1 protein-coding gene is annotated in these 654 nt (G+C 40.1%); it reads left to right on the forward strand.

Annotated features, from left to right (window positions below):
* Window positions 1-654 (forward strand): DUF3426 domain-containing protein (locus ACS8FD_RS21490; RefSeq protein WP_439277365.1); only part of this gene is annotated, 654 nt, incomplete at both ends.

Below are 654 nucleotides of genomic sequence, written 5' to 3' on the forward strand. Positions count from 1 at the left end.
CTGCAGACGCAGCTGATAAATCAATAGACACTGCAGATAGCGACGCTTTCATTGATCATGATATCTATAACGAACAAGAAAACATGTTTGAAGAAACAAATGATGCTATAAACACCATGTCTCGATACGACAATGTTTCAGCCCCTATTGATACTTCTAACAGAAATACTAATAATGATAATGCATGGCTCGAAAAACTCCTTGAAGAGCAAAACCATAAAACAGACGTTATAGAACCTGGTACTGATTTATCACAATTGCTGGTGAGTATGGGCGTACCACTGAGAGATCAATTTCAAGCTACTCCTAAGCGAGCAAGCAAAGCTCAGTCACGTATTTATCCAGTACAATCTCGTGTACAAACATCCATCGCTTCGTTACTGTGGCTGGCCGGCTGTTTGGTGTTGATAATGCTATTGTTTGCACAATATGTTATTTTTAATTTAGACAATCTAGTCAAAAATCCAATGTATGCAGAGCGCTTACAAGCAGTTTGCGCTATTGCCGCTTGTAGTCTGCCCACTGCTGATATGACAGCTTTTGATATCGTTGACGTGATTTATCGGCCCAGTGAGGTAAATGCTGCTGATGGGTTTACTGATATAGCAGCTACCTTGGCAAATCAAAGCACAAAATCTCAGTTATTACCCAATC

This window comes from Psychrobacter sp. 1U2 (assembly GCF_051847575.1).